The sequence below is a fragment of the Embleya hyalina genome (assembly GCF_003967355.1).
Classification (GTDB): domain Bacteria; phylum Actinomycetota; class Actinomycetes; order Streptomycetales; family Streptomycetaceae; genus Embleya; species Embleya hyalina.
The window spans coordinates 23,948-36,806 of the sequence record NZ_BIFH01000027.1; the positions used below are offsets into that span (position 1 = coordinate 23,948).

Consider the following 12,859-nt stretch of genomic DNA (forward strand, 5'->3'; position numbering starts at 1 on the left):
TACGAAGAGTCGCAATTGTGGACATAGGGACACGGGACTCTTCCACCACCCCACAATCGAGGAGCACGGTGTCTGCCACGACGCGGGCCGCCGCGAACGGCCACAACAAGAACGGCACCGGCACCCCGGCTGCCGAGCGCGTGCGCGGGATCTCGGCGGGGGTGCTGATCTGGTACCTGCGGATCGTGGCGGCACTCGACTTCGTGTCGGCCGTCTCGGTGCCGCTGCGCGACCGGGTGCGACACCACGACACGGGTGAGTACTACACGCCGTTCCTGGTCACGTCCGGTTTCACGTCGGCCGCGCTGGCCGCGTTCCTGGCCATCATGCTCGCCCGCCGCAAGCGGGCCGCCTGGGCGTTCACGGCGATCCTGCTCGTCCCGTCCACCGCGGTCTACATCTGGGCGCTGTGGTTCGACGACCTGCGGCAACACCCGTTCAACTGGTTCTCCACGATCCTCACGTTCGTGATCTGCGTCGCGCTGCTGTTGAGCTTCGCCGAGTTCGGCGCCAAGGGCGACCGGGGCAACGTGCTCAAGGCCGGTCTGGTGCTGGCCGGCGGCGCGGTGGTCGGTGTGGTCCTGGGCTCGACGCTGGTCAACGCCACCGACCGGATCGCCGACTCCAGCATGGGCGACCGGATCCTGTACGCGGTGTTGCGCATCTTCACCCTCGCCCCGGACAGCGACCTGGGCAGCGTCTCGGTGCCGCGCTGGGTCGACATCGTGATCAACGTGGCCGGCGTGATGTTGTTCCTGCTGGTGCTCTACGTGCTCTTCCGCGCGCCCAAGGGTCGCGAACTGCTCACCCCCGACGACGAGGTGCTGCTGCGCGAGCTGCTCGACAAGCAGGGCGAGCGGGACTCGCTCGGCTACTTCGCGCTGCGCCGGGACAAGGCGGTGATGTGGTCGCCGAGCGGCAAGGCGGCGGTCGCCTACCGGGTCGTGGGCGGCGTCTCGCTCGCCTCCGGCGACCCGATCGGCGACCCCGAGGCGTGGCCCGGCGCGATCGACCGCTGGCTCGCCGAGGCCGAGGACCGCGCCTGGGTGCCGGCCGTGATGGGGGCCAGCGAGGAGGCCGGCACGATCTTCGCCCGGCACGGTCTGGACGCGTTGGAGCTGGGCGACGAGGCCATCGTCGAGGTGTCCGAGTTCAGCCTGGAGGGCCGCGCGATGCGCGGTGTCCGGCAGGCGTACAACCGGGTCAAGCGCGCCGGGTACACCACCCGGGTGCGCCGCCACGAGGACATCCCCGAGGGGGAGATGCGCGAACTGCTCGACCTCGCCGACCACTGGCGGGACGGGCAGACCGAACGCGGCTTCTCGATGGCGCTCGGCCGACTCGGCGACCCCGACGACGGGCGCTGCCTGATGGTCGAATGCATGGACGACGAGGGACGGCTGCGCGCGGTGCTCAGCTTCGTGCCGTGGGGCGCCAAGGGCGTCTCGCTCGACCTGATGCGCCGCGACCGCGAGTCGGACAACGGGCTGATCGAGTTCATGGTGCTCGACGTCATAGAGGGCGCCAAGGCGTACGCCGCGGCGAACGCGAAGCCCGCCAAGGGCAACAAGGGGAAGGGCAAGCCGGCCGAGCCGGCGGCCGAGGCTCCCGCCGAGGCGTCCCCGCCGATCGACATCGAGCGCATCTCGCTCAACTTCGCGATGTTCCGCTCGGTGTTCGAGCGCGGCAACAAGCTCGGCGCCGGGCCGGTGCTGCGACTGTGGCGCGCGGTCCTGGTGTTCTTCTCCCGCTGGTGGCAGATCGAGTCGCTGTACCGGGCCAACGAGAAGTACCGCCCGATCTGGGAGCCGCGCTACATCTGCTTCCGCAAGGCGAGCGAGCTGCCGCGGATCGGCATCGCGAGCGCCCGGGCCGAGGGCTTCCTGACCACGCCGACGCTGCCGCAGCTGTTCGGCGCCCGGCACGAGCAGCGGGTGGCCTCGATGACCAAGCGCAAGGCCGCCGACGCGACGCCGCCGCTGGACGGCTGGACGGCCGAGCAGCGCGAGCCGGCCGAGCACAAGCGGCCCTGATCACCCGGTTCGGCCACGCCGACCACGCCGAAGGGCGGCACCCTCGCGGGGGTGCCGCCCTTCGGTCGTTCGGCTCTTCGGTGTGGTCCGGGCCCTCGGGGTCGTCCGGGTCGGCTCAGACCAGGCGGCGGATCTCGCCGCGCACCCGGTAGAACCCGCCGCGGTCGGCCGGGCTGACCGCGTCCACCACGTAGCGCGCGCCCGCGACCCGCACGTTCTTCGGGAACTGCACGTTCCAGCCGCTCTCGTAGCCCGCGGTGACCACGTGCACCCGCAGCCGGCCGTTGCCCTGGTCGACGCACTCGACCACCACGCCGGTGCCGGCCTCGGTGGTGGTGGCGACCTCGGTGGTCGGCACCACGGCCTCCATCGCGGCCACCTTGACGTCGCGCACCTGCGGCACGGTGCCGCCCTGGGCCGCCGCGATCGCCGCCTCGCTCACGTCGATGCAGGCCAGCGAGCCGTCGGTGGTGACGATGTACAACTTCTCGTCGTGGTACTGCATGGAGAAGGCCGAGCCGCACGTGGTGCCCAGCTTCCACAGCCGCTTGCCGTCCTCGGTGAAGCAGTACACCGTCGAGGAGCTGTCCCCGGCGAAGACGTACTTCCCGTTCTCGGCGGTGGCGCAGGAGAACACCGACGCGTCGCAGTCGTAGGTGGTGCGGATGGCGCCGTCGGACTTGGCGATCCGGTGCACCTTGTTGCCGCTGGTGCCCGCGTACACGTCGTCGCGCTCCTGCCAGCCGAAGAGCACCCCGCCCTTGGTCCTGGTGGTCCACAACTCCTTGCCGTCGCCGGCCGCGAACGCCTGCACCCCGGCGCTGTGTCCGTGGTAGATCGCGTTCTCGTCGCAGCGCACCATCCATGCGCCGGTGCCGTTGGTGGCCGCCGCCCAGAGCGACTCGTCCTCGTGGTCGATCGTGGTGCAGCCGCCGTTGGAGTCGGACACGCCGAGCACGCCGTCGTGGATGTCCAGCCAGTAGATGTCGATGTTGTCGGTGATCTCGTAGGCCACGCGCGGGGCCTTGCCGCCGACGTCGTACACGTTGCCGTTGTCGCACCCGGCGTAGATCCACGAGTCGTCCGCGACGATGCACTTGACGCCGTCGGGCAGTTGGTAGCGGCCGGTGACCTCGCCGGCGTGGTCGAGGAACCAGACGTCGCCGCGCTGGTTGCCGACCAGGACCCGCTCGGAGTCGACGAAGATGCCGAACGCGGAGGAGCCGGTGCGGTAGCGCCACAACACCGGTGCCGAGTTGCGGGCCGTGCTGGGCCGGGAGACGATCTCGCGGCGGGTGATCGCCCTGGGCTTGCGCACTCCCTGGACGGCCGGCTCGTAGCCCTTGCGCAGCTTCGCGGCGACCTTCTTCTTGCCGTCCGCCTCGGCCTTTTGCGGCGTCGCGTGGGTGGTCGTCCCGGTCTGGCCCTTGGCCCCGATCCGCCCGTACGTGACCGTGACGTCGCAGCCGTCGACGACCACTTCGTAGTACTTGTGCGCGCCGTCGCCTTCCTCGGACAGCTCAAGGTAGGTACGGGTCTCGGGCATGACGACTCCTGGCTCCGCTGAGTGGTTGGGGGATGCCGAACATCCACGACGGGGCGGGAAAACCGTGCCGTTGCAAGGGGGCTGATGCCCCGTCATCCCCGGTGGCGACGACTCGAACACTACTCACGTCGGCCGACAGCATGGGGGCGGCCGGGCGGTTGCCCGGGCGCGGCGTCCATTCCCCCGGCCGGGTGGGCCCGTTCACCCGGCCGGCGCATCTCGGGACCGACGGTTTCGTTGTCGGGCAAAGTGCCCCGACGTACTCCCGACCCCTACTCCGCCGGGAGGATCACCGGGGCCGCGGCCCCTCCCCGTGGACGACGTTTCAGCGTCGGGCGCGGGGTTAATCTCCACTCGTCCCGATCACCGGTCGCCGGTTCGACCCCAGTACGGTCGGCCGAAGACCCCGCTTGCCCGAGGAGTCCATGTGGCCGGGCACGTCTTCACGTCATTGGCTCCCGTGGCGTTCGGCGCCAGACCCGCCGGCAAGCGCCTGGAGCGGGTCCGCAGATCGCCGCACTTCCGCGACGGCTCGTTCCGAAATCCCGTGCCGACGCGCCGTGGCAGTCCGGGCGCGCTCGGCAAGATGATGCGCGCGCAGCGGGCCGCGTCCGGACTGCGTCGACCGGCGGGGGCGATTCCCCTGGTCACCGCGTCGGCGGCGGACTTCGCGAAGGCGCCGGCGACCGGGCTGCGGGCGTCCTGGCTCGGGCACGCGACCGTGTTCGTGGAGATGGACGGTGTGCGCGTCCTGTTCGACCCGGTGTGGAGCACCCGATGTTCGCCGTCGGCGGCGTTCGGCCCGGCCCGGCTGCACGCGGTGCCGGTGCGCTTCGCCGATCTGCCCGACCCCGACGTCGTGGTCGTCTCGCACGACCACTACGACCATCTGGATCTGGCCACCATCGTGGCGCTGGCCCGGCGTGAGCGGGTGCTGTTCGTGGTGCCGTTGGGCATCGGCGCGCATCTGGAGCGATGGGGCGTCGCCGAGGACCGGATCACCGAGTTGGACTGGCACGAGTCGGGCGAGGTCGCCGGGCTCACCTTCACCGCGACGCCCGCGCGGCACTACTGCAATCGCGGCGCGCGGGTGCTCGGCACCGTGTTGTGGGCGTCGTGGGTGGTCGCCGGGCCCCGCCACCGGGTGTTCCACAGCGGGGACAGCGGCTACTTCCCGGGTTTCGCCGACATCGGCCGCGAGCACGGGCCGTTCGACCTGACCATGATCCAGGCCGGGGCGTACGCGGAGGCGTGGCCCGAGGTGCACCTGCACCCGGAGGGCGCGGTGCGGGCGCACGCGGATCTGGGCGGCGGGCTGATGTTGCCCATCCACTGGGGCACGTTCGATCTGGCGCCGCACGCGTGGGAGGAGCCGGCCGAGCGGTCGGTGGCGGCGGCTCGGGCGCTGGGCACCGGTCTGGTGATCCCTCGGCCCGGCGCGCTGTTCGAACCGGCCCTGGTGGACGGGGCCGAGGTGGAGCCGTGGTGGCGCGAGGTGTCGGCGGCGCCGGAGCGCTGGGCGCCGACGACGGCGGCCGAACCGGCGGCGGTGGAGCCGGTCGGGCTGGTGATTCCGGCGGTGTCGAGCGGATCCGCGGTGTCGGCGGGCTGAGGCGCGGAGCGGGGTACACCCGCCGGCCGGGACGGCCGGCGGTGGGTCAGGGCGCGGACGGGGCGGATGTCCTCCAGGCGTCGGCCCGGACGCCGCGCGGGAGGACCATGACGGGGGTGCGGGCGTTGCGGACGATCTTGTGCGAGACGTCGCCGACGAACACCCGCTTGACCGGACCGACCGTGCCGGACGCGCAGATCAGCAGGTCGTCGGCCCAGGTGACGGCGTCGAGCGCGGCACGTACGTCGTCGCCCTCGACCGTCTCGCCGTCGACCACCCCGTCGAGGTCGGCGATCGCCGCCGCGAGGTCCTGCCGGGCCTGCTCGCGCACGGAGCGCATCACCTGCTGCTCGGCCGCCTGGTGCTGCCTGCCCGAGTAGAGCCGGACCGGTCGCAACACCAGTGTGAGCAGCCGCGCGTCGGCGTCCAGGAGCCGGGCGAACGCGACGCCGCAGGCCGCGACCTGGGCCGACTGCGCGGCGCGCTGGTAGGCGATCGTGCAGCGGGCGACGCGCGGCGGCGGATGTTCGGCGAAGCCGCGCGGCGCCAGCACCACCGGCACCGGCGAGCCGTGCAGGAGTTGGTCGGCGGTGCTGCCGAGCGCGACCCGCCCGGCCCGGCCGCCCGGTGCCGGACCGATCACCACGAGCGCGGCGTCGTGCTCCTCGGCGATCCGGGCCAGTCCCCGGCCGCTGCCCCGGTTGTCGCCGATCGCGCGCTCCACCGGCAGGTCCGGGTCCCGCTCCCGCAGTTGCCGCTCCGCGTCGTCGAGCAGCCGATCGGTCTGCTCGCGCAGGAACGCGCGCCACTCCGCGTCCACCGCGCCGACCCCGGCGCCGGGCTGGGCGGGCGGGCGGATGTGCGCGAGCACCACGCGGGCACCCGCCTGGCGGGCGAGCAGCGCGCCCAGCGCGAGCGCGTCCTGTCCGCGCGGTTCGGGCCGACAGCCCACCACGATCCGCATGTCCGCGCTCACCGGTCCGCCTCGGCGCCGGCTTCGGCGCGCCAGCGCGAGTGGCGGTAGCCGTACAGGAAGTAGATCGCCACGCCGGCCGCCATCCAGACCAGGAAGACCTGCCAGGTGGTCCCGGAGAGCCGGGCCATCAGGTAGATGCAAAAGCCCACGCCCAGGAGCGGGGTGATCGGGAAGAACGGCGAGGTGAAGCCGCGCGGCAGGTCGGGGCGGGTGCGGCGGAGCACGATCACCCCGATGTTGACCAGGGTGAAGGCGAACAGGGTGCCGATGCTGGTCGCCTCGGTGAGTTGGCCGAGCGGGACCAGGGCGGCCAGCAGGGCCACCCACGCGCCGGTGATCAGCGTGTTGGCCACCGGGCTCTGGGTGCGGCTGTCGACCTTGGCGAAGATCGGCGGGATCAGGCCGTCGCGCGCCATCGCGAACAGGATCCGGGTCTGTCCGTACAGCACGGTGAGCACGACGCTGGCGATCGAGATGATCGCCCCGGCGGACAGGATGGTCGACGCCCACGAGCCGCCGGTGACGTCGGTGACGATCTGCGCCAGGGTCGCCTCGCTGCCCTTGAACTCCTCCCAGGGCATGGCACCGAGCGCGGCGAGGGCGACCGCGACGTAGACGACGGTGACGATGGCGAGCGAGATCAGGATCGCGAGCGGCAGGTCCCGGCGCGGGTTCTTGGCCTCCTCGCCGGCGGTGGAGGCGGCGTCGAAGCCGATGTAGGAGAAGAACACCTGGGACGCGCCGGCGCTGATCCCGGCCGCGCCCAGCGGCGCGAACGGGGTCAGGTTGCCGTGCTCGAACGCGGTGAACGCGATGGCGCAGAAGAACGCCAGGGTGAGCAGCTTGATGAAGACCATGATCGTGTTGGCCACGGCGCTCTCCGACACCCCGCGCACCAGCAGGATCACCGCGAGCAGCACGACGATGACCGCGGGCACGTTGAACGTGCCGCCGTCGCCGGGGGGTTGGCTGATCGCGTCGGGCAGGCTCACCCCGAAGGCGGAGTCGAGCAGTTCGTTGACGTACTGCCCCCAGCCGACCGCGACGGCGGAGATGGACACGCCGTACTCCAGGAGCAGGCACCACCCGCACACCCACGCGATGCCCTCGCCGAGCGTGGCGTACGCGTAGGAGTAGGACGAGCCGGACACCGGGATGGTCCCGGCCAGTTCGGCGTAGGACAGCGCCGAGAACAGGGCGGTGATCGCGGCGAGCACGAACGAGATCACCACCGCCGGGCCGGCCTTGGGCACCGCCTCGGCCAGGATCACGAAGATCCCGGTGCCCAGGGTCGCGCCGACGCTGAAGAAGGTCAGTTCGAGCAGCCCCATGGAGCGCCGCAGGCCGCCCTCCTCCCCCTCGCCGCCGCCGCTCTCCGCGAGGATGGCGTCCACGGGCTTCGTCCGCAGCACGCCCGAGCGCGACCCGGGTGCGACATGACTGGCGGGCAAATCCGGCCTCCCTGGAAAAACACGGTCCGAGAAGGGAGGGGTGCCCCGACACGGGGCGCTCGAACGGCCTTTCAGCCATTCGGCCCGGGTGGCGCCGGCGTCGATCGGCGGAGCGGTCGTCGCCGCGGTTCGTCCGGCTACCCGTGTCGGGCGGGCCCGACGCCGCGGAAGCCGGCGCGGTAGTCCCTGGGGGCCACGCCGAGTCGGCGGGTGAAGTGTTGGCGCAGGGTCAGGGGGGAGCCGAAGCCGCAGTGGCGGGCGATGGCGGCGATCGAGAGGTCGCCGATCTCCAGGAGGCGCTGGGCGGCCAGGACCCGCTGGGTGCACAACCATTGCAGCGGCGAGGTACCGGTGCCGCGGACGAAGTGGCGGGCGAAGCTGCGTTCGGACATCCCGGCCAACGCGGCGAGTTCGGTCACCGTCCAGGGGTGGCCCAGGTCGTCGAGCACCCGCCCGCGCAGCCGGTCGAGCGCGTCGCCCGGGTCGGCGGGGGCGGCCGGCACCGGGTTGTCGATGAACTGGGCCTGGCCGCCGGAGCGAAACGGCGCGGTCACCATCGTGCGGGCGATCTCGGCGGCGGCGGCCGCGCCGTGGTCGAGGCGGACCAGGTGCAGGCACAGGTCGATGCCGGCCGCGGAGCCGGCCGAGGTCCAGATCGAACCGTCGCCGACGAACAGCACGTTGGCGTCCACCGCGACCTCCGGGTGGCGTCGGGCCAGCTCCTCGGTGTCCATCCAGTGCGCCGTCGCCCGTCGCCCGTCGAGGAGGCCGGCGGCGGCCAGGACGAAGGCGCCCGAACACAGCGAGGCGATGGTGGCGCCGCGGGCGTGCGCGGCGCGCAGGACGGCCAGGACGTCCTCGGGGAATTCCTCGCGGCGCGGCGCGGTCCGGTGTTCGTTGCCCGGGACGACGACGAGGTCGCAGTCGGCCAGGCCGTCGAGGTCGTGATCGGGGACGCAGACCACTCCCGCGCCCAGCCGGACCCCCGCTCGGCCCGGCCCGCACACGCGCACCTCGAAGGGCGGCACACCCCGGTCGGTACGGTCGACGCCCCAGACCTCGAAGGCCACCGCGTACTCGAACACTCGAACCGGGTCGAACAGCACGATCCCCACGCGACGCATGGCGGCAACCTATCCCTCACGAAGGTGCGGAGGGTGTGCGCGCCGGCCCGGTGCGACCCGCGATCCGGGGGTGGATCACGGTCTCGGCCGCGGCCGGCGCGGAGATGCGGGGAACGGCCGCACCTCGGTCCGCGACGGTGTGTGTTCGCGAACCCATCCCCTGTGGAGCGCTCTCCTCCAACGACCCCGTGCTCGATGGAGGGAGCGAGCCGATCGGCGTCCTCACCCCGGAACGCACCTGCGGTCGGGAGGTGAGCGGGGGGCCTCCGGCTCGCCTCCGATCCTGACCGGTGCGGCGGAGCCGGGGTGAGTGGCGGAAATGCCAACCATGAATGTATTCCTGCCAAGGCCTGTGGACACGAGCGATCACCGATCCGCCAGCCCACCGACAGATCGGGATCCCATCTGTGCATAAGTTATCCACAGGCTGTGGAAACATGTGGGGGATGCCGCGCGGCTCCTGTGGACAACGACAGGACCGCGACGGGACCGCACCCCGCCGCGCGGGAGTCCCATGGTGGGCCGGGGCGCCGCCGCCGGCCCCGGTGACACGCCGTCAGACGCCCATCCGCGCGGGCACCTCGTCCGGCCCGAGCCTGCGCATCTCGGCGAACCCGTCGCCGGTGGAGTAGCTGTCCTCGCACACCACGAGCGCCTGCTCGTCGAAGGCCCACACGATCGCCATGCGGCTCTCGTACAGGTAGAACGCGTCGACGTCCGGCACGGACCGACCCATCCCGACCAGGATCCGGCCCGGGTAGGCGATCCGCAGGATCCCCTCGGTGACCACGGTGTCGCGATCCACCGTCAACCGGTCGATGTGGTGGGCGAGTCGGCCGCAGTCGTTCTCGACCACGGCACGATAGAACTCGCGGACCTCGGCGTGACTCTTGGGGGCCCTGTCCACAGGTGACGCGCCCCACTGGTGGTAACACGCGTTCGGCGCGACGGTCGCCATCAGCGCGTCGAGATCGCCCTCGTGCTCGGCGTGCATGTGCGCGACCAACGTGGTCAGGATCGCGCGGCGGCGCGGATCACTCTCCTCGGCCAGTCGTTTCTCGGCGAGTTCCCAGGTCCGTCGCGCGTCGATCAGCCCCGTCATGTGCGTGCCTTCCGCCGGTCGTCGATTCGCCCGACACCTTGCCCCGAAGTAGTTGACTGTGCAATACAAATCTGCACACACGTGTCGCATCGACGGGCACGCACGGAGGACGAGCCACCGAGGTGGCGGACGGGACGGGTGGCCGATGAGCGGCGAAACGAGCGAAGTACGGGACGCGAACGCGATGTTCGACCTGAGCGGTCGGGTGGCGATCGTCACGGGGGGCAGTCGGGGGATCGGGCGGGCCATCGCGCACGCCTATGCCGCGGCGGGCGCCTCGGTGGTGATCGCCAGCCGCAAGGCGGACGCCTGCGAGGCGGTGGCGAAGGAGATCACCGACGCCGGCGGCCGGGCGCTCGCGGTGGCCACACACTGCGGGGAACTGGAGCGGTTGGCCGCCCTGGTGGACACGACCGTCGCGCACTTCGGCGGCATCGACATCGTGGTCAACAACGCGGCCAACGAACTCGCCCAGCCCCTCGGCGCGATCACCCCGCAGGCGTGGGACAAGTCGTTCTCGGTCAATCTGCGCGGACCGGTGTTCCTGGTCCAGTACGCGCTGCCGCACCTGATCGCGTCCGGGCGCGGGTCGGTGGTCAACGTGGTCAGCGCGGCCGTGTTCACCCGCGCCGAGGGCAAGGGCCTGTACGCCGCGGGCAAGGCCGGCCTCGTCGCGTTCACCCGCACCATGGCGGGCGAGTTGGCCGAGCACGGCATCCGGGTCAACGCGATGGCCCCGGGCGCGGTGGAGACCGACATGGTCCGCAAGACCGGCCCGGAGACGATGGCCCGGATGCGCGGCGCGGCACCGCTGAACCGGATCGCCGCGCCGGAGGAGATGACCGGCCTGGCCCTGCTGCTCGCGTCCGACGCGGGCAGCTTCATGACCGGACAGATCGTCAGCATCGACGGCGGGCTGACCGTGCACTGAGCCGCCCGCCGCCCCGGGCCGCGAAGTGCCGGCGACGCGGCGTCGTCAGCCCACCGGCGAGGCCCCGATCACCGGCACCAGCTCCGCCGGCAGCGGATACACCGTCTCGACCGGCAACAACGCCCGAGCGGCGTCGTGATCACCGACGCGGACCAGGTCGCGCACCCGATGCGCGAGCGCGGTCACGTCGGTGATCCGGCGCGTCCACTCGTCGGCGTAGGCGCGCGTCGCCCACCCGGCCAGCCCGAGCTGCAACGAACGATGCGCCAACGGCCGCAGATCCAGGTCGCGTTCGGGATCCCACTGGATCCGCACCGCGGTCGCGTGCAGCCGCCGGCCCCAGGCGTCGCGGTCGGGGTGGGTGCGGGGCTCGTAGTGGCTCAGGCACGCCCCCGCCAGCGCCGCCTCGAAACCCGCGCGGTCGATCTCCAGGGCGAGCACCCGCTCCTGGCGCGGCTTCCCGGCCCACCCGCTGCGGTACATCATCCAGGTGAAGCTGGGCTTGACCCAGGTCATCCGCTCCCGGCTCCAGGTGTCCGGAAATCGCCCGTCCCGGACGGCCGCGTCGGCGATCTGCGGCTTGTACGCCTGGTACACGGTGATCGTGTCCTCGCTCCACAGCGCGCGTATCTGCCGATGGGGTACGTCCATGCCCGCAAGTGTGGCGGCCCCGCCCGGGCCCGATCCACCCGTTTTCCGCGCGCCGGCCGGCATCGAAAAAATGCTTGATATTGACAAGCGATCCCGAGTCGGAGAGATTCGACGTGCCGGGTGACACGCGTTCCCGGTCCGTATCGATGTGCAGCGCGGGGCAGACCCGACCGCGACCCTTCCGTGCCCGGCGGGCGTCGACCCGCGTCGCGACCACGCGATCCACGCACGTGAAGGAGCAGTGACGTGCATCTCGCCCCGACCCCGGCGCAGGACGCTCTGCGGGCAGAGCTGCGGGACTATTTCACCCGGCTGATCACCCCCGACGTCCGCGCGGACCTCGACCGCGAGGGCGAGGCAGGCGGTCCGACCACCCGGCGGGTGCGCCGACGACTGGGCTCCGACGGCTGGCTCGGCATCGGGTGGCCGACCGAGTACGGCGGGCAGGGCAAGGGCCCGGAGATGCAGTTCATCTTCTTCGACGAGGCGTATCGCGCCGGCGCGCCCGTGTCGATGGTCACCCTCAACACCGTCGGCCCGACCCTGATGAAGTTCGGCACCGAGGCGCAGAAGAGCTACTACCTGCCGCGCATCCTGTCCGGCGAGATCATCTTCGCGATCGGCTACAGCGAACCCTCGGCCGGCACCGACCTGGCCTCGCTGCGCACCCGCGCGGTGCGCGACGGCGACGAGTGGGTGATCAACGGGCAGAAGATCTTCACCTCGACCGCCCAGGGCGCGGACTGGATCTGGCTCGCCTGCCGCACCGACGTGGACGCCCCCAAGCACAAGGGCATCACGATGATCCTGGTGCCGACCACCGACCCGGGCTTCTCCTGGACCCCGATCGTCACCGTCGGCGGGATGACCACCACGGCGACGTACTACGACGACATCCGGGTGCCCTACGACAACCTGGTGTTCGAGGAGAACTCGGGCTGGAAGCTGCTCACCAACCAGCTCAACCACGAGCGGGTCGCGCTCGCCGCGCTCGGCATGCAGGCCGAGGACTTCTTCGCCGAGGTGCTGGCGTGGGCGCGCGAGACCGAGGTGGAACCCGGCGTCAAGGTGATCGACCAGCCGTGGGTGCGGCTCAAGCTGGCCGAGACCTACGCGCGCCTGTCCGCCGTACGCATGTTCAGCTGGCGCCTGGTGCACGACGTCGGCAACAACACGCTCAACCCCGGTGACGCGTCGGGCGTGAAGTTCTTCGGCACCGAAGGTGCCATCGAGGTGTATCGCAACCTGATGGAGATCGTCGGCCCCGACGCGACGCTGCGACCGAGATCGCCCGGCGCGTTCGGCGACGGACTCCTGGAGGCGATGAACCGCCGCGCCCAGATCAACACCTTCGGCGGCGGCGTCAGCGAGGTCCAGCGGGAGATCGTCGCCATGGTCCGCCTTGGCATGACGCGAGTGAAGCGGTGAAGGAC

At 71.7% G+C, this 12,859-nt stretch carries 10 protein-coding genes; 4 read left to right on the top strand and 6 right to left on the bottom strand.

Annotated features, from left to right (window positions below; all coding sequences use genetic code 11):
• Nucleotides 1-68 precede the first annotated feature (68 nt).
• Entirely contained in the window at nt 69-2,033 is a 1,965-nt protein-coding gene (locus EMA17_RS29200; RefSeq protein ID WP_126640149.1) for a phosphatidylglycerol lysyltransferase domain-containing protein, read from the top strand.
• Nucleotides 2,034-2,148: 115 nt separating this feature from the next.
• Here EMA17_RS29200 and EMA17_RS29205 read toward each other — a convergent pair whose 3' ends face one another.
• The gene (locus tag EMA17_RS29205) at nt 2,149-3,579 is read right to left on the bottom strand and encodes a WGR domain-containing protein (RefSeq protein WP_126640150.1); all 1,431 of its coding nucleotides are present in this window, start codon (nt 3,577-3,579) and stop codon (nt 2,149-2,151) included.
• 427 nt (nt 3,580-4,006) lie between these two features.
• Between EMA17_RS29205 and EMA17_RS29210 the strand changes: the two genes are divergently transcribed.
• Nucleotides 4,007-5,191 (top strand): MBL fold metallo-hydrolase, encoded by a 1,185-nt coding sequence (locus tag EMA17_RS29210; RefSeq protein ID WP_126640151.1) that lies wholly within the window; start codon nt 4,007-4,009, stop codon nt 5,189-5,191.
• A 46-nt stretch (nt 5,192-5,237) separates the two neighbouring features.
• Here EMA17_RS29210 and EMA17_RS29215 read toward each other — a convergent pair whose 3' ends face one another.
• The 4 genes from EMA17_RS29215 to EMA17_RS29230 form a co-directional block, all read right to left on the bottom strand.
• Entirely contained in the window at nt 5,238-6,167 is a 930-nt protein-coding gene (locus tag EMA17_RS29215) for a universal stress protein (RefSeq protein WP_126640152.1), read from the bottom strand.
• Nucleotides 6,164-7,618 (bottom strand): amino acid permease, encoded by a 1,455-nt coding sequence (locus tag EMA17_RS29220; protein ID WP_170222263.1) that lies wholly within the window; start codon nt 7,616-7,618, stop codon nt 6,164-6,166. Before EMA17_RS29220 ends, EMA17_RS29215 begins: the two co-directional genes overlap by 4 nt.
• A 137-nt stretch (nt 7,619-7,755) precedes the next feature.
• On the bottom strand, nt 7,756-8,742 hold the full coding sequence (locus EMA17_RS29225) for a GlxA family transcriptional regulator (RefSeq protein WP_170222264.1): 987 nt from the start codon (nt 8,740-8,742) through the stop codon (nt 7,756-7,758).
• Nucleotides 8,743-9,298: 556 nt separating this feature from the next.
• Nucleotides 9,299-9,844, bottom strand: coding sequence for a nuclear transport factor 2 family protein (locus tag EMA17_RS29230; protein ID WP_160161603.1), 546 nt, complete (start codon nt 9,842-9,844; stop codon nt 9,299-9,301).
• A 145-nt stretch (nt 9,845-9,989) separates the two neighbouring features.
• Between EMA17_RS29230 and EMA17_RS29235 the strand changes: the two genes are divergently transcribed.
• On the top strand, nt 9,990-10,775 hold the full coding sequence (locus tag EMA17_RS29235) for an SDR family NAD(P)-dependent oxidoreductase (RefSeq protein WP_126640154.1): 786 nt from the start codon (nt 9,990-9,992) through the stop codon (nt 10,773-10,775).
• A gap of 45 nt (nt 10,776-10,820) precedes the next feature.
• Here the strand turns inward: EMA17_RS29235 and EMA17_RS29240 are convergent, their stop codons facing one another.
• The gene (locus EMA17_RS29240; protein WP_126640155.1) at nt 10,821-11,426 is read right to left on the bottom strand and encodes a DUF4291 domain-containing protein; all 606 of its coding nucleotides are present in this window, start codon (nt 11,424-11,426) and stop codon (nt 10,821-10,823) included.
• Between the two features lie 246 nt (nt 11,427-11,672).
• Here EMA17_RS29240 and EMA17_RS29245 point away from each other — a divergent pair, with 246 nt between their 5' ends.
• Nucleotides 11,673-12,854, top strand: a complete 1,182-nt coding sequence (locus tag EMA17_RS29245; RefSeq protein WP_126640156.1) for an acyl-CoA dehydrogenase family protein — start codon at nt 11,673-11,675, stop codon at nt 12,852-12,854.
• Nucleotides 12,855-12,859 lie beyond the last annotated feature (5 nt).

Coding starts and splice junctions, on each gene's coding strand:
- EMA17_RS29205 (WP_126640150.1), bottom strand. CDS start 3,579: ATGCCCGAGACCCGTACCTACCTTGAGCTGTCCGAGGAAGGCGACGGC.
- EMA17_RS29225 (WP_170222264.1), bottom strand. CDS start 8,742: ATGCGTCGCGTGGGGATCGTGCTGTTCGACCCGGTTCGAGTGTTCGAG.
- EMA17_RS29230 (WP_160161603.1), bottom strand. CDS start 9,844: ATGACGGGGCTGATCGACGCGCGACGGACCTGGGAACTCGCCGAGAAA.
- EMA17_RS29235 (WP_126640154.1), top strand. CDS start 9,990: ATGAGCGGCGAAACGAGCGAAGTACGGGACGCGAACGCGATGTTCGAC.
- EMA17_RS29240 (WP_126640155.1), bottom strand. CDS start 11,426: ATGGACGTACCCCATCGGCAGATACGCGCGCTGTGGAGCGAGGACACG.